A 21,835-nucleotide genomic window follows, 5' to 3' on the forward strand; every position below is an offset into this window, starting at 1 on the left:
CCTCAAAGCAATACATTTTCTTCCGTATCCTTGTCAAACACATGAATGCGCGAGGGGTCAAAATAAAGCTGTACTCTCTCTCCCACCACGCTGCGGTTCTCCGGTTTCAATCTGGCCGCAAAGTTCCTTCCCTGCTCCTCAAAATACAGGATGACCTCCGCACCGAGCATCTCCCTTGCAACAACCGACTTTATGATTCCCACACTTTCCATGTCAAAACCACCTTCACGGGCGTCCTCATACTCATAGATATCCTCTGGGCGGATTCCCATGATAACTTCTTTCCCGGCATACCGATTGTATAAATACTCCGCTTTCGGTCCTCCAAGATGTACTTTCATCCCCGAATTCCTGTTCCCGATCGCCAGCCACACGGAACACTCTTCTCCTAAAACATAACAGTTAAAGAAATTCATAGACGGCGCTCCCACAAAACCGGCAACAAATTTATTGGTCGGATACCGATACAGGTGCGCAGGCGTATCTACCTGCTGTATAACACCCTCCTTCATTACCACGATCTTCGTTCCCAATGTCATCGCTTCCGTCTGATCGTGCGTCACATAGATGATTGTAGTTCCCATTTCCTTATGTATTCTGGCGAGCTCCACCCGCATCTGCGCCCGCAGCTTGGCGTCCAGGTTCGACAACGGTTCATCCATCAAAAATGCTTTCGGTCTGCGTATGATCGCGCTGCCGATGGCCACACGCTGCTTTTGCCCGCCTGACAAGGCCGATGGCCTTCTTTTCAACAAATGCTCAATCTCCAGAAGCTTCGCCACCTCATGCACTCTCTTATCAATCTCTTTTTTCGGGATATTCCTGATTTTAAGCGCAAACGCCAGATTCCCATATACCGTCATATTCGGATATAAGGCATAATTTTGAAATACCATAGACATTCCCCGCTCCTGCGGTTCCAGATAATTGCAAAGCTGGCCGTCAATCCATAACTCCCCGTCACTGATATCCTCCAGACCGGCTATCATCCTAAGAGTCGTGGATTTTCCGCATCCCGACGGCCCCACAAAGATAACAAATTCCTTATCTGCGATATCCAGGCTGAAGTCCTTGACAATATCGTGTTCATTGTCGTATGTCTTATAGATATTCTTTAACGCAATCTCAGCCACTTCTTTTTCTCTCCTTTCACCTGACTTCCTTGTAAATTATACAATTTCCAGTCTCTTCCTGTCCGCAAGAGTAAATTAAATCTACTTTAAATTTGGGTTAATAAGAAATTGAACACAATCCCTCTCATATACACGCTATTTACGGAGAATGTGTAAGTGTATTTGATATTCAATCTGCTGAAATGTTAGAGGATAATCTGCCAGACAAGGCTTTAATGAATGCCCACCGAATGTTCGCTCAAGCATACATGGCAACATAATAAAAATCCTGTAGACTATATATCTACAGGATTTCCTAACTCCCCGAGTTGGGTTCGAACCAACGACCCTTCGGTTAACAGCCGAATGCTCTACCGCTGAGCTATCGAGGATTACTTATTTTATTATAACCACTTGTTTTCTATTTTACAAGTGGTTTTTTCCTTTTTTATTTCATGTACCTTCAAAACAGCATACAAAGAATCTTCTTCCATCCATTAACCTATCCTACCTCTTGGTTATGCCCTCGACCGATTAGTAACAGTCAGCTACGTACATTGCTGCACTTCCACCTCTGTCCTATCTACCTTGTCGTCTTCAAGGGGTCTTACAACTTGCGTTGGGATATCTCATCTTGAGGGGGGCTTCACGCTTAGATGCCTTCAGCGTTTATCCCTTCCTGACTTGGCTACTCTGCCATGCCTTTGGCAAGACAACAGATACACCAGCGGTCAGTCCAGCCCGGTCCTCTCGTACTAAGGCCAGCTCCTCTCAAATATCCTACGCCCACGCCGGATAGGGACCGAACTGTCTCACGACGTTCTGAACCCAGCTCGCGTACCGCTTTAATGGGCGAACAGCCCAACCCTTGGGACCTACTTCAGCCCCAGGATGCGATGAGCCGACATCGAGGTGCCAAACCACTCCGTCGATGTGAACTCTTGGGAGTGATAAGCCTGTTATCCCCAGGGTAGCTTTTATCCGTTGAGCGATGGCAATCCCACTTTATACCACCGGATCACTAAGTCCTACTTTCGTACCTGCTCCACCCGTCGGTGTCGCAGTCAAGCTCCCTTCTGCCTTTGCACTCTTCGAATGGTTTCCAACCATTCTGAGGGAACCTTTGAGCGCCTCCGATACCCTTTCGGAGGCGACCGCCCCAGTCAAACTCCCCACCTGACATTGTCCCCCAGCCGGTTCACGGCTGCTGGTTAGAAATCCAATACTGCAAGGGTGGTATCCCAACAGCGGCTCCATGGCAACTGGCGTCACCACTTCTCAGCCTCCCACCTATCCTGTACATACAATATCGAATCCCAGTATCAAGCTGGAGTAAAGCTCCATGGGGTCTTTCCGTCCTGGCGCAGGTAACCAGCATCTTCACTGGTACTTCAATTTCACCGGGTGCATTGTTGAGACAGTGCCCAAATCATTACGCCTTTCGTGCGGGTCGGAACTTACCCGACAAGGAATTTCGCTACCTTAGGACCGTTATAGTTACGGCCGCCGTTTACTGGGGCTTAAGTTCAAAGCTTCGCCTTGCGGCTAACCTCTCCCCTTAACCTTCCAGCACCGGGCAGGCGTCAGCCCATATACTTCACCTTACGGTTTTGCATAGACCTGTGTTTTTGCTAAACAGTTGCTTGGGCCAATTCTCTGCGGCCTGTCGCCAGGCACTCCTTCTCCCGAAGTTACGGAGTCATTTTGCCGAGTTCCTTAACAATGCTTCTCCCGTCGGCCTTAGGATTCTCTCCTCACCTACCTGTGTCGGTTTACGGTACGGGTGCAGTATGAACGATAGCGGCTTTTCTTGGCAGCTGGCTCACACACTTCCCTACTTATAGTTCGGTACGCTTAACGTCTTCGGATTGCATGGCGGATTTGCCAACCACGCTCCTACCTCGCTTGCCCCGGGATTCCATTCCCGGTAGTGCTCTCCCTCTGCGTCCCCACAGTTCTGTCATACTGCAGTACAGGAATCTCAACCTGTTGTCCATCGGCTACGTCTCTCGACCTCGCCTTAGGTCCCGACTTACCCAGAGCAGATCAGCTTTACTCTGGAAACCTTGGGTATTCGGCCGGAAGGATTCCCACCTTCCTCTCGCTACTCATTCCGGCATTCTCTCTTCTTAGAAATCCACAGCTCCTTCCGGTACTGCTTCGTCTCTCTAAGAATGCTCCTCTACCAATCTACTTTGTAGATTCCTGAGCTTCGGTAGTGTGTTTCAGCCCCGGACATTTTCGGCGCAGGACCTCTCGACCAGTGAGCTATTACGCACTCTTTTAATGTATGGCTGCTTCTAAGCCAACATCCTGGTTGTCTTTGAAATCCCACATCCTTTTCCACTTAACACACATTTTGGGACCTTAGCTGCAGGTCTGGGCTCTTTCCCTTTTGACTGCCCAACTTATCTCGTGCAGTCTGACTCCCATGAATCATCTTACTGGCATTCGGAGTTTGATATCCTTTGGTAAGCTTTGACGCCCCCGCGGGAATTCAGTGCTCTACCTCCAAAAGACTCTCATGAGGCTAGCCCTAAAGCTATTTCGAGGAGAACCAGCTATCTCCGGGTTCGATTGGAATTTCTCCCCTATCCACACCTCATCCCCACCCTTTTCAACGGATGTGGGTTCGGACCTCCATTGCCTTTTACGGCAACTTCATCCTGGACATGGATAGATCACCCGGTTTCGGGTCTACTCCGACTGACTTCACGCCCTCTTAAGACTTGGTTTCCCTTCGGCTCCACACCTTGAGTGCTTAACCTCGCCAGCCAGCGTAACTCGCCGGACCGTTCTACAAAAAGTACGCGGTTCATCATATATAGATGTTCCACAGCTTGTAAACACAGGGTTTCAGGTTCTCTTTCACTCCCCTCCCGGGGTCCTTTTCACCTTTCCTTCACAGTACTATGCGCTATCGGTCACTAAGGAGTATTTAGCCTTACGGGGTGGTCCCCGCGTATTCCTACAAGGTTTCACGTGTCTCGTAGTACTCTGGATACCGCCATGCTGGTTCATCTTTCGCTTACGGGGCTTTCACCCTCTTTGGCTGGCTTTCCCAAAACCATTCTGCTAAACTTACCAGATCATTTATGCGGTCCGAACCCCGTGGTGCACGCACCACGGTTTGGGCTCTTTCCATTTCGCTCGCCGCTACTTTGGAAATCGATGTTTCTTTCTCTTCCTCCGGCTACTTAGATGTTTCAGTTCACCGGGTTCCCCTCCATACGTTATGGATTGGCGTATGGATACTGGAGGTCTGCTCCAGTGGGTTTCCCCATTCAGAGATCTCCGGATCGTCGGATATTTGCTCCTCCCCGAAGCTTTTCGCAGCTTATCACGTCTTTCATCGGCTCTTAGTGCCAAGGCATCCACCCTGCGCTCTTTCTAGCATAACCAAACGCTTCCTCTCACGGGAATGAGAGTCGGCTACACATACTAGCGTGTATGTGTTGGTATTCAGGTTTGTTTTTTTACTTCGTTGTCTCGAAGTGTCAGTTAATTGTTATCCTTAAGAACAACAATCACCTCGGATGTCTTTCTCTTTTATTTGAGAATTGATTTATCTTTGTATGCAGTTTTCAAGGTACATTCTGACTGAAATCTTTATCAGTCATTAAAGAACAAAACTCATCGTTTTACCCTTTAATCACTGGTAAAAACCAGTTATCATAACAGCACTGCCCTGCTGATCGGGTTGGCCGCAGGAGCCCCTCGGTCCTGTGCCTGTATCTATCCTGAAAGACTGACACGGTAGCGAACCGCTCTTCAGCCGCCTGACCGCTCCGGAGCGATTCTCCAAAGCATTTCTTATCAAGCTCAGTCTGCTTTATCAGTTTCGGAAGTTCGCCTCACTTTGTTCGACGAACGGCCTAAAAAACTAAGTTCAGCTGCCTTCCGGCATCTTCACTAACTTTTTTATGGTCTCTGGCGGCCACCTGCTCTCCCACACCGTCTCCAGTGCAGTACCATCGGCCGCTTAGGTCTTAACCATCGTGTTCGGGATGGGAACGGGTGTGACCCCTAAGCGCATCGCCACCAGATATATTCCGTCAATCAACACCGTGAGTGCCGGCTCTCATCTAGCTCAATTCCGCTCCGCTCCATTTCGCTAGATTCAATCCTTCTTATGCATCTTAGCTGCCATGTGCGCTCCTGAAAGCAAGCTTTCGTCGCACCCCTGCCAGCTAATCTGCGCACTCACTCCTTGATGACTAAATAACAGACAACAACTCTCCCTACTTCTTCTTCCTTAGAAAGGAGGTGATCCAGCCGCACCTTCCGATACGGCTACCTTGTTACGACTTCACCCCAGTTATCGGTCCCACCTTCGGCAGCTCCCTCCTTTCGGTTGGGTCACTGACTTCGGGCGTTACCAACTCCCATGGTGTGACGGGCGGTGTGTACAAGACCCGGGAACGTATTCACCGCGACATGCTGATTCGCGATTACTAGCGATTCCAGCTTCATGTAGTCGAGTTGCAGACTACAATCCGAACTGAGACGTTATTTTTGAGATTTGCTTGGCCTCGCGGCTTCGCTTCCCTTTGTTTACGCCATTGTAGCACGTGTGTAGCCCTGGTCATAAGGGGCATGATGATTTGACGTCATCCCCACCTTCCTCCAGGTTATCCCTGGCAGTCTCTCTAGAGTGCCCGGCCTTACCGCTGGCTACTAAAGATAAGGGTTGCGCTCGTTGCGGGACTTAACCCAACATCTCACGACACGAGCTGACGACAACCATGCACCACCTGTCTCCAGTGTCCCGAAGGAAAGCAGACATTACTCTGCCGGCACCGGGATGTCAAGACCAGGTAAGGTTCTTCGCGTTGCTTCGAATTAAACCACATGCTCCACCGCTTGTGCGGGTCCCCGTCAATTCCTTTGAGTTTCATTCTTGCGAACGTACTCCCCAGGTGGACTACTTATTGCGTTGGCTGCGGCACCGAATAGCTCTGCTACCCGACACCTAGTAGTCATCGTTTACGGCGTGGACTACCAGGGTATCTAATCCTGTTTGCTCCCCACGCTTTCGAGCCTCAACGTCAGTCATCGTCCAGCAAGCCGCCTTCGCCACTGGTGTTCCTCCCAATATCTACGCATTTCACCGCTACACTGGGAATTCCACTTGCCTCTCCGACACTCTAGCTGTATAGTTTCCAAAGCAGTCCGGGAGTTGAGCCCCCGCCTTTCACTTCAGACTTACACAGCCGTCTACGCTCCCTTTACACCCAGTAAATCCGGATAACGCTTGCACCATACGTATTACCGCGGCTGCTGGCACGTATTTAGCCGGTGCTTCTTAGTCAGGTACCGTCATTTTCTTCCCTGCTGATAGAGCTTTACATACCGAAATACTTCTTCGCTCACGCGGCGTCGCTGCATCAGGGTTTCCCCCATTGTGCAATATTCCCCACTGCTGCCTCCCGTAGGAGTTTGGGCCGTGTCTCAGTCCCAATGTGGCCGTTCACCCTCTCAGGCCGGCTACTGATCGTCGCCTTGGTGGGCCGTTACCCCGCCAACAAGCTAATCAGACGCGGGTCCATCTCATACCACCGGAGTTTTTCCCACTGAGCCATGCGGCTCCGTGGTCTTATGCGGTATTAGCAGTCATTTCTAACTGTTATCCCCCTGTATGAGGCAGGTTACCCACGCGTTACTCACCCGTCCGCCACTCAGTCACATAAGCTTTCATCCGAAGAATCCGTCTTAAGTGCTTCGTTCGACTTGCATGTGTTAGGCACGCCGCCAGCGTTCATCCTGAGCCAGGATCAAACTCTCGTTAAAAGTGTTTGTATCCAGTCCAGAATCGCTTGGCAATTCTGTTCCTGTTTACTGTTCTTAGGTTTCGAATCTTGTCGATTCAACGTTCTTGAAAATCTCTTTAAAGAATTTTCAGGGTTGTTGTCTATTATTTAATTATCAAAGTTCTTTGTGTTGCCTGCCGTCGTTTGCGACAGCTTTTATAGCTTATCACATTCATTCGTGTTTGTCAACACTTTTTTAATTTTTTGTTTGTCACTTTTGATCAACGTTTGCATCTCTCTTTGCGACAGCTTATTTAGATTACCACATCTTTCGACGTGTGTCAACCACTTTTTTACTTTTCTGAAAGATTTTTGATCCACTTTCTTGAGCCACAGCTCTTGTCTCATGAACTCCCATACTCAGCAACACCAATCATATCATCTCAATTTAGAATTGTCAATATTATTTTTATTGTTTATTTACTTTGCACAATTCAGACAATTTTACTTTTTCTCGTTTCCCCGAAATAAAAAGGAGCCAAGAAGCATTTTCATCTGCTCTCTTTGCCCCCCCCAGATCTTCTTGCTTATCCTTCTTACTCTTTCACCAACGTCCCATACTGTTCTTCTAACTGCCCGGCAAGGAGTGCCAGCTGCTGGCTTAATCGCGCATCATCCAACTCCCGAAGACGGTTTACCATTTCCTGAACGCCGTTTGTCATCTTCCTCTCTACCACCGTAGAAAAATACGCGCCGTCCAGCTGCTGGAAACTAAAAAGCACCTTCTCGTACACCGCTTCATCTGTCAAATTATAATTGCCCAAATACTCTTTCCATGCACTCTCCTGCACCGGCACGCCGTCTATTCCCAGCATCCCCTTCACGCGCGTATAATCCGCACCCAGCTTCTCCACCATCTTATCATTCAAAAACAACATCAAAAATTCATATGCCAGCTCCTTTTCCTTGCATCCCATTCCTACCGCGCCATAAGCATCCACCGTCGCAAGCCTCTGCCCGGACGCGCTTGGAATCGCTTCCATATAGTCTGCACCTGCTGTAAAATAAGAATTGCACTGTGCGATATTTCCGACAAAATATTTGCCCGTGTCAACAACATCGCTTTCTATACGCTTCCGATAGATCTCCAACTGCTCTTCCACTATCCCACACCAGGCATTCTTGTCAAACAATACTTCTTTCTTTTCATAATCAACGGCCGGCTGGCACAAGCCGGGACTCGTAAGCATAAGGGTTCCTGCCGCAATCACCTGCCTAAGCTCCTCGTCTTCTGCCGCCTTTGCATCAGCAAACCACTGCGTAAGTGTACCGGCAGTGAGCAACGTTCCTTCAGCCGTCTTTGCAAAGACATCATAATTACAGGAAAGTGGGATGACATACTGTCTCCCCTGAAACTGCCCGGCTTTTAGAAATTCCTTCTTGTAGCTTCCTTCTTCCCAGTAAACATCTTGTTCCATATATTTATCCAGTCCTGCAAACACACCGCTCTCCATCGTCTTAGGTAAACTGGCAAACAAGGACTCGGTTTCTTCTCGATTCGGCAAATCTCCCTGCAGCAGGAACACATCCGGTCCTTTCCCTGACATAGTTTCGGTTCGCAGCTTCTGCACTTTTGCTTCCCGCTCCTTAGCCTCTATCGGTAATACCTGCACTTCCACCTCCACGCCCTCATATTTCTTTCGGAAATAATCTGCCGCCTCACTGACCTGCTCTTTGTAAACAGCTTCCGTTACTACCTGCAGGGTAACTGCCTCGTTTTTCCTGCCACAGGCACACAAACCAGTTATGATACATCCTAGCAGAACAATTGTCATTCCTCTCCTTCTCATTTCTGCTTCCTCCTTCTTTGCTTTCTTACAGCAAACCTCCTCCCCTCGGCCATCGCAAGCCAGAAGGCAAGAACTGCAGCACTGCCTATTCCTATGATTCGTATATACTCTGTCCGCATCGACTCATATGCCACCCGGTTCTCCCACCCATTCCCCATACAGGTAAAAAAATGACAAATCCGCTCCACATAGAAAGTCAGGTCAAATATCTGCTCCTCAGGAAGAAATTCCCTGGGGATGCGCAGGATCCCTGTTATGCCATATATCGTTGTCAGCAGGACTGTCAGAAATATCATCCCCTTAACCGCTTCTCCATACTTTCCATCTTGAAATGCCTGCAGCTTTTTCAAAATAGCACCAAAACAAAATAATAGCACCGGAAACAGCGCAGCTCCGACAAACAACAGACCAATCTGTTTCACAAATCTACGGTGCAATGTCATGATATCCTTTTTCTCTTCGGTTACCGTCACCTGATCGCCCGCCTTCACCGGATAAGAAGAATAATAAATCACATCCAGCGGATTCAAATCCTCATCCCTTACTTCCGAAGCGTTCACTTCTATCTCATCCTGCGTCTCTTCCAACAGGTTGACCGGTTTTTCAAGAACCTGCCACTTTTCGCCGCCAAAAATCCCTTTTACTGTACGGACAGCACACACATACGTTATTCCTTCCCTCTCGATGATCGCAGATGCGGGAAACACACGGGTTTCCTCGTTCCCATTTTTACCCTGAATCCCTCTGGTTGTCTTCACATCAATTTGCATCATGTTCTCAATCCGGGCAGACAGCACGGTACATGTAGATAATAAAAGAAAAAGGATGCAGCCGATTTTCCATATCATTTCTTTTCTCATAGTCTCAACTCCAAAATGCTTCTCCGATTCCCTCTACCAATTCCTGATTATAATAGAAGAATAACAATGTTACCGGTATTAAACAGAGAATTCCGCAGACCGACTGTACTGCAATGCTCTGATCTACTACACTCGCCAAAAAGACCGACAACGGATACTGCTCCGGTCCTTTCAGAAAAGTAATGGGCTGTTCTACCATATTCCAACTCTCCACAAAGCTCAGAACAAACAAAGTAATCACCGCCGGTTTTGCGGCAGGAACCATGATTTGAAAGACGCCGGTCAACTTTCCCGCACCATCCAGGCTTGCCGCCTCCAGCCACTGTGCCGGTAAAGCACGGAAGATAAACGTCATCCAGACCGTTCCGAAAGGCGCGAAAATCCCGGGGATGATCAGCGCCCACCAGGTATTTAAAAAATGCAGCTTATCCAGAAGAATATAATTTGGCACCAACGTAACCTGAATCGGAAGCATCATGAACAATGCCAGCAATACAAGCCATACCCGCTTTCCTACAAACCGATACTGTGCAAATGCTACTCCCGCCATACAGCTCACCACAGTCTGTCCTGCCGCCACCGCGACAGACAGGCCGATACTTCTCCAAAACTTCATGAGATATCCCGGCGTTTCCAAAAATACCCGATAAAATCCCATCAAAGAGACGCCTTTGCCCGCTTCCGACAAAAAAGCACAGACTATCATATAGAAAACAGGAAGCAACATCACAAACGCCAGCAAATAAAAGAAACCATATCTCCTGTCTTTCTTCTTATCCATGCCGCTCCCTCCTTGTCACAAACCAGTAGATTCCACCTGCAAGCCCGGCAGATAGTAACACCACCGTCATCATCACCACAGCGGCAGAAGAAATCTTCTGATAATTCAGATTCTGAAAGTTATTATTCATAAAATGCTGCAGTAGATAAATGCTTTCATCCGGATAATTTCCTCCGATCAAAAACGCTTCCTTGTAGCATTTAAAAGAATTCATCACCGCAAGCAAAAGCTGAAACAAAATCACAGGGCGAATCAAAGGCAGAGTAATATCCCAAAAACACGCCCATTTCCCCGCCCCAAAAAGGTTCGCATTCTCATAGTAGTTTTTCGGAATCATCTTAAGCCGCGCGTAAAAGATCAGCACATGATATCCCATATATTTCCACCAGTATAGAATGCAGAGAACGAAAAAAGCCGCAGAAGAGTGAAACCAGTCCTTCCCTTCCCGCCCCAAAAACGAACGCATTACATTTATCACTCCCGTCTCTCCCCAAAGCATCTGCATCCCCATGATTACAGAGGCAATGGGCAGAACCATCGGATAAAAATATGCAAGGCGCAGGAAATGAACTCCTCTGGTAATTCTCTGCAGCATCACGGCAAGTCCCAGCGACCCCGCCAAAATCACAGGCACACTGACTAAAAGGAAACGAAACGTGTTCTTCATTGCCAGCAGAAACATCTCGTTCCCCAATAATTCCTCAAAATTCGCCATTCCCACAAACTCACGCTGCCCGATTCCAAAAGAGACCGAATACCACAGTGTAATCAGGAATGGGAGAAAATAGAATATAACAAATCCGGCAAGAGCCGGAAGTGCCAGAAGTAATCCTCCGTTTTTCTTTCTCATAAGCTGTCCTCTTATTCCAGGAACTCCGAGGTTGTATATGCAAATGTCTCATCCAACAGATATTTGTACTTTCTTTTTCCATACTGTGATTTTCCAATTTCCGAAAATTTCGCATTATTATCCAAATTATTATTTTTTGTTTCTAACACAATTTCCCCCAGCACATCCATGTATATCAAATCTTCCGATTCTTTTCTTAACGAATAATTAATATTTTCACTATATAGATCAGCATCCCCTGTAAGACTTATCGAGCTATAAACCGACTCGCCAAATGCGACATTCTCATTTTTTTCCATATCAACTACGACTTCTGCCAACAAACTTCCCACTATTTCTATCCCATTTCCAATACGCTTCTTATTAGGTATCTTTACATAATGCAAATGATAGCTTTCATCTGACAAATAGCTGTTTTCTTTATTTATCTGTTCTAATAACTCTGCTGCCTGGACCTGCGAAAGATTATATACCTGGGCATAGGCCTGCGTAAATTCGTCTTTTGTTATCTGCACCACGCCCTGGTTCATCTCACTTTCCTGGTGCTGCAATGCTGAATTACTATTCCATATACCAACAAGAACGATAAATAGAATACTACTGACTAATATAGCGAATAATCTTTTTTTCTTCATATCTTCATTCCTCCTTGTACAATTCATAGATAAGATTAATGCTTTTTCAGATATCTACAATGATTGTTTCCATTAACGCAGACTTGGAACCTACCAATCAGTGCAACTGTTCTTGCAAGCCAATGCGCGAATCTTTACGGCTTTCGATATATCTATTTTACAACAAACATATCAGGCGACTTCTAATACTTAAAAGCCGTCTGATATATAATAATTAAACTAATTTATAAACTTATTTGCTAACATTCGTTTCTTATAAAACTATGGTGTAAAAGTAAAAGTTGTATCTACCAAATACTTATATCTTGTAGTTCCTGACACTCCTGTTCCTACAGTAACAAACCCCCCTCCAGATATTTCAGTAGTAGTAACCATATCAAAATAAATTTCTCCCAACACATCCATATAGATGATACTCTGCGACGGGTGTCTCATATTAATGGACCCACTATAGTTATATAATGTGGCTTCTCCTCCCGTAGTCAAATGCTTTGTAGCTATAGTGCCAAAACCCACTCTTCTTCCACTCGTTGTTTCCGTTATAACCTCAACCTTGATACGTGCAACTAAGGTGGCACCATAACCTATATTTTTTGTCCGGGTTAATGTCTCATATCGTATTGTATATAGTGGTGCTCTTGCATTCAGCATCGGGTTTTTCGCATGTTCATCAGCGACATACTCTTGTGCTTCTTCATATGATATACCCTTTTCCTCAGCTACAGCTTTCAAAAACTCTTCTTCCGTAATCTCTTCTCTAACCAAAATTTCATCATTTTCAATAATACACTCAAGATTATCCTCACCTGCTACTGCACTCATTGTTGTGTAAAATACCAAAAGACTGCACATTATTATCAATCCCTTAATTCGCCTTTTCATAGTCATACCTCCTTGTACAATTTCAGTTTCTTTAGAATGTCGACACTCTTTATAACTTGTTTATAGTCTATTACCATTTTCTTCCAGCTTCAACCCTTTGACCTCGAGCGGTAGTAAATCTGGTCCTAAACGGTATCTCTAATTTCATTTTCGATGCATTCCGATAAGGCATACGCCACCCCACTCCATCCATTCATCAGCCCATAGCACACCCTTTCCTGATGCAACATCTCCAGACAATTTCCGTTGACTGCATCCGTCAACACTTCTTCAAACCTGTTCCAAAGTTCCCATATTTCTTCGCTCTTTCCCCATTTCGCTGCCTGCTTTAACATAAGCATATTTCCGCAAGTACCATGACATAAGCACCAACTGTCTCTGATGGGGTATTCAAAAAGTGTCTGCAAAGCCCTTTCTGCGTCTTGGTAAATGGTATTCTCCAGCTCTGTACCCTGAACATATTCCATACATTCCAACCGGGATAACAGAATCCCAGCTGCGCCATGACACCAGGCAACCGCCCCCGGTTTGTCCTGCTCTATACCTGTTCCACCTTCCACCCGTACATCTCTCCAATTTCTGATTCTTTCGTCATATAATCGGTCCTCATATTGCAAAATCTTCTTGGCGGTGTTCAGATATTGTTGTTCTCCCGTATCGTTCCACATCTGTAGGAAGGGCAGTAGTATTCCGCTGTTTCCGTGCGCCATTCCTGCCATGGGCGGCAGGTTTTCTTCCACAATCCACCCCATTCCTTCCTCTACATCCACCGCGGCTTTTTCCAGTAATCTTAAAGCCTCTTGCGCCTGTTTCTTATAATGCTTCTCTCCCGTCTCCTCATACAAAAACAGAAAAACTCTTGCCGCCCCTGCATTTCCATATAACAAATCATAAGTGGTATCCTGTTCTAATATCCGTTCCACAATCCGACTATGTTTTTCCGCATATACCAGATATTTTTCCTGTTTTTCTATCCGATAAAGCAGAAGATATGCATATACAATCGAACTTTCTCCTTCATACATTCCGGTAGATGTTGATTGTAGTTTCCTTTTTTCACAAAGACAGTCATCCGTGTATGCAAAGAGCTTTTTGTCCAACAAGGCTATTATTTCACCTGCTTTTTTTCTGGTATCCACTTTCCTGATTTGATGAAAAAATACCGCCATGCCCGCTATCCCGCTGTAAAAATAGAGATTCACCGGCCGCACTTCCCAATTCTGTCTGCTAAATGCCGCCAGTTCGATACCATACCAACTTACGTCTGTTCTTTCTTTGTTAAAAATCGCCGCCTGGTAAATCCTATCCACCAGTTTTTCAAGGGCCGCCCTTTTTTCTGCTACTTCCACTTTTCTCCTGTTCGCACATTTTTTCGAAAGCCAGGCATTTCGATGACGCACGCGGTTATGAAGCTGTCTCTTTTTATCCGGCATCAGTTCCATAGACAAACGGATAAAGTCACACTGTCGTTCCATATCTTCCGGATTCAAAAATTCCACTTTATCAAAAACCCATTCTATCACCGGCGTCTCAAAGTAGTCCTTGATTCTCTTTCCTCGAAAATCTTGTAAATCTTTCGATTTCAAATTATAGCGAAAATAAGGGATGTCACCATTTACCATATCTTGAATCTCACTCATTATCACCTGTCTGTTCTTCTCTTCCTGTCTCCTTCCGAGCCACATACTGTGTAGAAAAAGTTCTCTCTTTGCTCCATCTCGCAGAAGCTCGGGGTGATAAGAGGCAGAAAGAAGCATGGCATAACGCTGCGTATCCGCTGCCAAATATCTGCTGGCAGAAATACTCAATCGTGTGATTTTTTGCTTAAACTCTTCCTTGTCCCTGAGCACCGCATCATATGCTTTCACGAATCCCCGAATTAATGCGTCCCCATACTCTGCCGGATTGCAAAACACTCCGTTCAGAGTGGCCAAATTATCATTTTTCTCTGTTTTGGGATAAAGATAACAAATCTTCATCTCAGAAGTTTTGGGGTGTTCCACAACCGGAATCCGGAAGGGATAGACCTGCCCCTCCATTCCTCCAAGAGCACTTGCATTCACACCTTTCCCATCCTGCTTCCACACATAAAAGGGCAATAGTCCTGTGTAGAGAACGGAATGAGACAATTGGTAAACGATTTCTTCTTCTCCCGTACTTCTCCGATACGTTCCCGGAAGCTGAATCAGAGTTTCCAAATCTATCAAAACCGGATATGCACCGGCGGCAATCAAATTTTCGCTATGCAAGTCTTTTGTACCCAGCACATAGGCAAGGAACAACTGTACTCCCAGCCGTTCATAATACGCTGCCAGTTCCCCTTCGCTTTTGCACGCTGCTTTTTTTATCACACTGCACCAACTGTGGGTGGATGTGCTGTGGATATCATATTGTCTCTGGTCAATTCCTGTTTTTTTTGCAAACCATTCAAGCAGCTCCTGATGGCACAATTCATTCTCCATGGGGCGGGGCTTGTACATCAATTCCTCTCCATTTTCCAAGAGAACTTTTGCTACCTGTCGTCCCCCCTGGTGGGTATCTCCCGAAGTCAGCCGGATACTTGCTATACGCGGAACTTCCCTTTCCGTTTCATAATAATGGACAATTTCCGCAAAGAATTCTGTTTTCCTCCTTACTTCCATTTCCATACATCTGCAAAGTACCGGGTACTCCTTTAGAATCCCCCTGCAATAAGACGTATCAGAAAGCAGCTCCTCACAAAAGAAATCATACTCTGCTTCTTTACTTGCCCCTTTTAGATTTCCCTCCTCCTTCTCCCGATGCAATCGCTCTATCATCGTGCGCATACAGATTGTCTCCAACGCTCTGCCCAGCGCTTCCTGATAATCTTCCATACATTCCGGCGTCCAACAAGGAGATGTTTTTATATTCTCCTTTAGTGCCCCGGCACCGGATTTTAAAAAAGGGAACAGAAAGTTGTAAAACAAATAGTCCCCCTTCTCCTTTGTCCGCTCCCAATGCAACAGATTCCTGTCTGCCTCTCCCCATTCCTGTCTGCTCACCCGAAAGGGTATATCATGAAGATAGCCATAAACAGAAGGTTCTTCCCCGATTTTATGCATCACATCTTCTCCTAAAAGTTCCGTCCAATAACGTAGCTTGTCACGATTTTTCTTTCCTTCTCCCTGGTATATCCGTTCAAAAAGATAACTCTTCTTCTCTTCCTTCATCTTTCCTCCTTAAAAAGCGAACCTTTCCACAGAAAGATTCGCCTTCCTCTTTAACAGCAATAAATTGTTAAAAAAACTCCACATTTCGCAGTATGGGTAGCACTCATCTCGCTACCTCCCTCCTCGGGTATCAATTTTCTAAATTCTTTCAGTTCCTCTCTCAAATCACCTGTGTTTTTGTTTGCTTCTTTCCTACTTAATCTCATTTTGTCTTTCCTCCTCATTAAAAAATGTAATATCCGTAATAAAGCTGTCAATTTTTACCTGCATCTCTATCTCTCCCTCATACTTTTCCACGATTCGCTTGACGCTCTTTACACCCAAACCATGTAACTTCTTGTCCTCTTTTCCGGTCAGGAATTCACTGCCCTCCATCCGAGGAAGGCGGTCTATGCTGTTCTCAATCCGAATGAATATCATTCCCTGCTTTCTTTCCAACGTGACACAAACCCATCTTTTTCCTTTCTCCATCCTGAGGCAAGCTTCCAGTGCATTATCCAACAGATTCCCGAACAGAGCACTGATTTCTGCTTCTTTCAAAAGCATCTGAAAATCACTGTCTACATACAGATTCATCTCTATCCCGGCCTGCTCCGCCTCCCAGAACTTCTGATTTAGAATCAAATTCAGTATTTCTGACCGAGTCCATGGGATTTTTTGCAGCCGCACTAAAGGCTCCTGGATATCATCCAGATAGGTCCGCAAGTCCTCCAGTCTCCCCTCCCTTGCATAATCACGAAGAATTTGAAAATGATGCTTCATATCATGCTGCAACTGCTGATTTTCCTCCAGAAGCCCCCTCAGATTTCTATAATTCTCTTCCCGCAACTTATCCCGGCTCCGGATAAATATCATTTCCTGCTTTACATAAGTAATCTTTGCCCACATCCATACAAATATACCTGCGACTACCACCATAAGAAACAGGGACAGCGCAATCCCCTTCGTATGCAGGGTTGTGCCTACATCATCGAAGCCTGCCATCGCAATCTGATATCTGCGGAGTAACACAACCAGTCCCACGCAAAAAAGAACCGTCCCCTTCTTATATGTAGCAAAAATTTCTTTCAACTGCCCGGCTCTCATTTGCATTTCCAAAAACATCCCCATCATAACACACCTGGTAAACAAAAAGATGCCCACCTTATACCCATTCATTCCAAAGAACACATTCTCAAAAAAATTTACTTTTACTTCCATAACGACAAATACTGCCAGAAAATCTACCAGGGCAATCAAAGTGAACCAGATGATCAGCAGACTCAGTGCCATCAATTTCTTCTTAGGAAACAACAAAAGCAACGGAATGCCTGTCAGAATCACTTGTAAAACAAAAAGGTTCGATGAAAATAATGCTATCTCTCTATTTATCCCCGCCAAAATCCCCATCACCACAGCGAGTACGTTCATCAGTACTTTTCCTGCCCGTGTGATTTCCTCGTCATTCACCCAGCATACAGTCAAAAAACGGTATCCCAGATACATCTCACCGATACTCAGCGCCACAACTATGATTCTCATTCCTACTTCTGTCATAACTTACTCCTGTTTTGATGAATCTCCTTTTTTATCTTAGGCAATAGCCGTCTGCTGACCGGAAGTACCGTTCCGTCAACCATCACAATGTTATTATCCACGATTCTCTGCATATGGCTGGCGTTGATAATGTAGCCACGCTCAATCTTCATAAAGGGAAATCCTTCCGCTTCCTGCCACACTGCATCCAGGCTTTCCCGCTTCCGGTATTTTCCGCTCCTTGTAGTAAATTCTACATATTTCCCGTCCTTTTTGATGTACATGACATCCGCACGAGGCACCCGCGTCATCTCTCCTACTCTCTCAAGATACCAGTACTTTTCCCTTCTGTCTACCATCCGATTCCCCAGCTTGTTCAGATAAAAAGGCAGCCGCACCTCCATCTGCTCCTTCATCACATACTGGTACGCTTCCACCTCGTATCCCTCCAGCGCATAACAATCATAAGCAGTCAGATAGATGAGCGGAATCTGTGCATCTCTCGCCCGCAGCCACTTTCCCAACTCTATCCCGTTCATACTGGGAAGGCCGATATCTGCAACAAGGATATGATACTCTTCCCCTGCCTCCAACGCGGCAATAAGCGGCTCTGCTCGGGAAAATGTAAGAACCTCCATTTCTTCTTTACATTCCCAGCCAGCCTTTATAATCTCCACTTCTCTTTTCAACAATTCTTCATTATCTTCTACCAGTGCAATTCGTATCATTCTTTATCCCATCCTTTTTTCGATAAAACATCCCCATTTTTGACTGATTCTACCATATTCTCTTCTATTTTTCATCCTTCTGTCCGCAAACAGTAGTAAATCTGTCCCTAAACGGTCATTTTTCACTGTAAACTTACGAATCAAAATAAGTTCCACCGGACACACGGCGACAGAAAAAGGACTGCTCCTGCAGCCCCTTCTTGCACTATATTTTTCATTTCCCAACGCAAAGAGATTCCTACATTATCGGAAAACGGTCATCATTTTCATGATCAGATTATGTTCATAGAGAAACCTAAGAAAATCGCTTTCCTCCACCAATTTCATCAACATCTTTCCTACCGGTGTGATATATAAAAGTGTGATGATCACAAAACAAAAGTCAATAATGATCAGCGAAATCGAACCGCCCACCAGAATTCCCGCCAGACGATTGAGTATTCCCAGCACAGGAAGCTCCGCCACAAAATCGAGCGCGAACACAACAGCCCGAACAATAATCGTGACAATCACAAATGTCACCAGGAACGAGATAATATCAATAAGCAGCTTTGCCATATATTTCCCGATATAATCCAGGAAAGTTGATGCGCCAAGACTCTGATACACTTCACTGTTATTATTGGAAAGGAGCAAATCCTTGAACACCTTCGGCAGATCCGCCATCTCAATCGCCTCAATCTGAAGCTGCCGCGGAATCTCCGCATCCAAAAGGGATTCTTTTACCTCCTCCTTGTTATGACCGGCCAGGACCCCTGCCGAAATGCCATGCTTTGCCAGGTCCTTACCGGAAACCTTGCCATTTACGATATCTTCCACTGTTATTCCTGCTGCCGCCAGCTCTTCCTCTGACACTCCGGCCCCTGCCAGCATGGAACGCACCTGTTCCTCCGTGAATCCGATCCGCTTCGGTTTATCAGGATCCAACGCCTTGGAAATCACTTTCAGGCATTGCTCCTCGATCATCTCATCTACGGGCGTAAATGAGATGATTGCTTTGCTGATATAGGGCGTGGCCACAAACACCACGACCACCGTCAGGACCGTCGCCACAAGAGATACCGCGATCCGGATCGCACCTCTCGCGAATCCGATCACCGCACCGATCGCCAGAATTCCAATTACACTCATCAATAACCAGTTCATACTCTCTCCTATTTTACAAACCGGATCTCGTCCATCCCGCTTGCACTCATCACTAAGTATTTATTTATTCCTGACAGTGGGATCATTTCCAGAATATCTGTTTCCAGCTCTCCTTCAAACTTCCGGACGCCCCAACTGGAGAATACCAAACATTGTTTTCCATCAAACATGATTACATTTTCACGGGAAATCTTGATATGGTTATAATCTCCGGTAAAATTCTTTGACAGCTTCTGTTCTCCCGACATGCTGTAAAGCCGCAGCTCATATCCCTCTTCTCCCTCGCCATGCAGTACAAATCCCAGGTAACGTTCATCGTGGAATACGCTCCGGATCTCCTTGCCAAGTTCCACCGTTTTCGTAAGCTTAGGTTTATCCTCGCCGCTGTAGATCATAAACGACGTATCGCCTACCAGAACAGATTTCCTGGAATTCAGGAAAAATGTCTCTGGAATCACTGTATTTTTATAAATATCTTCGGTCACCTGATATTGATCCTTATCCGCACCGGCCTCCTCGAAATTAAAATATACCACCCTGGACGCCTGCACGCCATCTGCCACGCAAAGATAGGAAATCTGCAGTTTGGTCCCGTCCGGCGAGATAGCCATACCGACCGGATAGCCCGTGGTGCTTATGGACGCTTTATGTTCCACCAGAACACTTCCCATAGCGTCGTAGCATACGATCTGGGGCGTACTCTCATTTCTGAGGAGCGCACATACGATTCCATTCTCGGCAACCACGATCTTCTCAATCGGGAAATTCGTATGAATCTCCCCCTTTAATCCTTTTTTGTCAAATACCAGGATATCGTTGCCTCCCTGATCGCCGACAGCCACCGCATCGCCGCTGATATTTATGATTGGATTCTTGATCTGATAGGGCTGGTTCCATTTTTCCTGCCCCTTCGTATCCAAAAATGCGATTCCGTCCCGGCTGTATTTTAACGCGCCGTCTGAATACTGTACAAAGCTGCTGTTATCTACCGCTTCCTCGCCATAGCTGCGGACCACCCGCACCTTATCATATGTCTGAAGCGCGACCAGCAGATACGTGCTGACAACCGCCGCCAGCAAAGTGAGCACCGCCAACACCTTCTTGCGCCGCGTCTGCTTTTTATATGTTTTGATTTTCTCTTCAAGGTCCTCCTGAGGGTCCCGCACTTCTATAATAACTCCCATAGCTTCCCCTTTGTCATATTGTATACCCAAAAGGGCATCCCGTATGGCCATTCGGCCGTTTCACAAGGTCTACATATAATCTTCTGTTAGTATAGCACGTCACCCCCCTTTTATGGAAGTAATAATTTCTGACCTATAAAAATCAGATTGCCGTCCGTAAGACCATTCATTCTGCAAATGGCGTCCACATGACTGGTATCGCCGTACATCTGCTTGCTGATCTTTGCCAGAGTATCTCCCTTTTTTACGATATAAATATCTTCACTCATCTCCTGCATCGTACTGACATTTTTCTGGTCCGTCTCCGCCTTCTTTTTATCGTCCTCTGACTGGCTATTCTCCGAAGACTGCTCCGCCTCGGTTGCCCGCTCATCTGACTCCGCTTCTTTCCCTGCCTCAGGCTCCGTCGTCTCGGCTTGTCCCTCCGGCGCTTTTACGTCCGTCTCTGCATTTCCCGGATCCCCCTGATTCGTCCCGGCTATGGCCGTGCCGCTGGCCGCCACCGCCTCTTCGGGCTCGTTCTTTGAAAAGGAATTCCTGATATCGTCCAGAGAAGATTGTACGGAGCGCATTTTATCATAATTGTTGACCGTAGTCACACCGATGATGAGTACGACCAGTACCAAAAGTACGCTGGCGGCGTACATCGCCCGGGAGGAATGCTTCTGCTCTTTTATTTCGTATCGCTCTCTTACCAGACTACGAAACTCTTTTGCAGCGTGATCCTCCACAGCTTCACTGGGAGAAACGCAATTCTGTTTGCGCGAGGATACCATGTAATTCTGCATGGGTTTATTTTTCTCATAATATATGTAATGTCCGCTCATCTGCATGAGCTCTTTATATTTGTAGGCGAAAAATGCTTCTTCCTGCTCTCTGGCGTCGCCCAGGATCAATACGGTGTTAGGCGAAGCAAAATTTTCCTCATGTATTCTTATCAAATTCTGGTTCAGAACAAGCGGGCGCCCGGGTATGGCAAGAAACCAGCCGATAAAACCGGCGTCTCCAAAATATTCTCTTCGTTCTTCGCTTGCCTTCGCCCAGGTTTCTTCGCTGATCAGGACGTCTTGTCCATCTGTTTCAAGCTCGTCCATGCGAATAGCGCCGGATATGTATACGCATTCCTGTTCATCTTGTTTTACAGTATGTCCGATGAGAAACGCCCCTGCCGCATCTTCATCGTTCTTTTCGCAAATGTGGTTTAAAAATGTATCTACGTAATCTTCTACATAAATCTTTGGAGTATCGCTTACATTTCCTATCTGGCGTACGTTTTTCGGAAATCTGTTTTCCATATACTCTCACCTCAATTTGCATATTTTTGATTATGATAGCATAGGGAAAACGCTGA

Annotated in this window: 15 protein-coding genes, 1 tRNA gene and 3 rRNA genes; 1 reads left to right on the forward strand and 18 read right to left on the reverse strand. The window is 46.1% G+C overall.

What is annotated here, in order from left to right; all coding sequences use genetic code 11:
- Positions 1 to 2: 2 nt before the first annotated feature.
- Positions 3 to 1,133 (reverse strand): sn-glycerol-3-phosphate ABC transporter ATP-binding protein UgpC, encoded by a 1,131-nt coding sequence (gene ugpC, locus ABXS75_19500; protein XCP85177.1) that lies wholly within the window; start codon positions 1,131 to 1,133, stop codon positions 3 to 5.
- 107 nt (positions 1,134 to 1,240) lie between these two features.
- On the opposite strand from ugpC, the gene ABXS75_19505 reads away from it, so the two are divergent.
- Positions 1,241 to 1,393: a DUF4160 domain-containing protein gene (locus tag ABXS75_19505; GenBank protein XCP87202.1), complete on the forward strand. Its 153-nt coding sequence runs from the start codon at positions 1,241 to 1,243 to the stop codon at positions 1,391 to 1,393.
- A gap of 39 nt (positions 1,394 to 1,432) precedes the next feature.
- Here the strand turns inward: ABXS75_19505 and ABXS75_19510 are convergent.
- From ABXS75_19510 to ABXS75_19590, 17 genes are all read right to left on the reverse strand, one after another.
- Positions 1,433 to 1,504 (reverse strand) — tRNA-Asn (locus ABXS75_19510).
- Between the two features lie 122 nt (positions 1,505 to 1,626).
- Positions 1,627 to 4,513, reverse strand: a 23S ribosomal RNA gene (locus tag ABXS75_19515).
- A 527-nt stretch (positions 4,514 to 5,040) separates the two neighbouring features.
- A 5S ribosomal RNA gene (gene rrf, locus ABXS75_19520) occupies positions 5,041 to 5,158 on the reverse strand.
- 213 nt (positions 5,159 to 5,371) lie between these two features.
- A 16S ribosomal RNA gene (locus ABXS75_19525) occupies positions 5,372 to 6,902 on the reverse strand.
- Together the 16S, 23S and 5S rRNA genes with 1 tRNA gene alongside form the textbook arrangement of a ribosomal RNA operon.
- A 556-nt stretch (positions 6,903 to 7,458) precedes the next feature.
- Complete coding sequence (locus ABXS75_19530) at positions 7,459 to 8,712, reverse strand: hypothetical protein (protein XCP85178.1); 1,254 nt, start codon at positions 8,710 to 8,712, stop codon at positions 7,459 to 7,461.
- Positions 8,709 to 9,572, reverse strand: a complete 864-nt coding sequence (locus ABXS75_19535; protein XCP85179.1) for a hypothetical protein — start codon at positions 9,570 to 9,572, stop codon at positions 8,709 to 8,711. The genes ABXS75_19530 and ABXS75_19535 overlap by 4 nt, the downstream gene beginning before the upstream one ends.
- Positions 9,573 to 9,576: 4 nt before the next feature.
- Complete coding sequence (locus tag ABXS75_19540; GenBank protein XCP85180.1) at positions 9,577 to 10,353, reverse strand: carbohydrate ABC transporter permease; 777 nt, start codon at positions 10,351 to 10,353, stop codon at positions 9,577 to 9,579.
- Positions 10,346 to 11,203, reverse strand: a complete 858-nt coding sequence (locus ABXS75_19545) for a sugar ABC transporter permease (GenBank protein ID XCP85181.1) — start codon at positions 11,201 to 11,203, stop codon at positions 10,346 to 10,348. The genes ABXS75_19540 and ABXS75_19545 overlap by 8 nt, the downstream gene beginning before the upstream one ends.
- 11 nt (positions 11,204 to 11,214) lie before the next feature.
- Positions 11,215 to 11,838, reverse strand: a complete 624-nt coding sequence (locus ABXS75_19550; GenBank protein XCP85182.1) for a hypothetical protein — start codon at positions 11,836 to 11,838, stop codon at positions 11,215 to 11,217.
- Between the two features lie 261 nt (positions 11,839 to 12,099).
- On the reverse strand, positions 12,100 to 12,720 hold the full coding sequence (locus ABXS75_19555; GenBank protein XCP85183.1) for a hypothetical protein: 621 nt from the start codon (positions 12,718 to 12,720) through the stop codon (positions 12,100 to 12,102).
- A 125-nt stretch (positions 12,721 to 12,845) separates the two neighbouring features.
- Entirely contained in the window at positions 12,846 to 15,911 is a 3,066-nt protein-coding gene (locus ABXS75_19560; protein XCP85184.1) for a type 2 lanthipeptide synthetase LanM family protein, read from the reverse strand.
- 50 nt (positions 15,912 to 15,961) lie between these two features.
- Positions 15,962 to 16,117, reverse strand: a complete 156-nt coding sequence (locus tag ABXS75_19565; GenBank protein XCP85185.1) for a hypothetical protein — start codon at positions 16,115 to 16,117, stop codon at positions 15,962 to 15,964.
- Positions 16,104 to 17,447, reverse strand: coding sequence for an ATP-binding protein (locus ABXS75_19570; GenBank protein ID XCP85186.1), 1,344 nt, complete (start codon positions 17,445 to 17,447; stop codon positions 16,104 to 16,106). The genes ABXS75_19565 and ABXS75_19570 overlap by 14 nt, the downstream gene beginning before the upstream one ends.
- A complete protein-coding gene (locus ABXS75_19575; protein ID XCP85187.1) occupies positions 17,444 to 18,154 on the reverse strand; it encodes a LytTR family DNA-binding domain-containing protein in 711 nt (236 codons plus the stop codon). Before ABXS75_19575 ends, ABXS75_19570 begins: the two co-directional genes overlap by 4 nt.
- Before the next feature lie 243 nt (positions 18,155 to 18,397).
- Complete coding sequence (locus tag ABXS75_19580) at positions 18,398 to 19,300, reverse strand: CvpA family protein (protein ID XCP85188.1); 903 nt, start codon at positions 19,298 to 19,300, stop codon at positions 18,398 to 18,400.
- Between the two features lie 8 nt (positions 19,301 to 19,308).
- Positions 19,309 to 20,484 (reverse strand): DUF5711 family protein, encoded by a 1,176-nt coding sequence (locus ABXS75_19585; GenBank protein XCP85189.1) that lies wholly within the window; start codon positions 20,482 to 20,484, stop codon positions 19,309 to 19,311.
- A 110-nt stretch (positions 20,485 to 20,594) separates the two neighbouring features.
- Positions 20,595 to 21,779, reverse strand: a complete 1,185-nt coding sequence (locus ABXS75_19590) for a LysM peptidoglycan-binding domain-containing protein (protein ID XCP85190.1) — start codon at positions 21,777 to 21,779, stop codon at positions 20,595 to 20,597.
- Between the last annotated feature and the right edge of the window lie 56 nt (positions 21,780 to 21,835).

This window comes from Roseburia hominis (assembly GCA_040702975.1).
Taxonomy (GTDB): Bacteria; Bacillota; Clostridia; order Lachnospirales; family Lachnospiraceae; genus Allocoprococcus; species Allocoprococcus hominis_A.